The sequence below is a fragment of the Pseudomonas sp. PME37.24/006 genome, from assembly GCF_055556635.1.
This window is the reverse complement of record NZ_JBVHNL010000229.1, coordinates 1-251: the sequence shown is the minus strand read 5'-3', so window position 1 is coordinate 251 and position 251 is coordinate 1. Positions and strand designations below refer to the sequence as shown.

The 251-nt window shown below is 43.0% G+C and carries 1 pseudogene; it reads left to right on the top strand.

Annotated elements, in window-relative coordinates:
* Positions 1 to 251: pseudogene (locus ACZ3GY_RS24515) on the top strand (IS5/IS1182 family transposase); the annotation flags it as partial.

The following is a 251-nucleotide window of genomic DNA, read 5'->3' as shown; positions in this document are numbered from 1 at the left end:
AAGCTACTTCTTTCCAGCATTGATGGCGACGAATCACTGGAGTTCCTGAAGAAAGTTCCTGCGGTAATTACTCTTAGAAGAGTCTTTGCAGAACAATTTCAAGACAACGGAAAAGGAGGTCCGAAGTTCCGCAAAGACAAAGACTTGGCTAACTCAAAATATTTGATCGGTTCGCCTCATGACCCAGATGCACGCTACAGCACAAAGAGAGAAGATACGTGGTTAGGTTACAAGGTTAATTTCACAGAAAC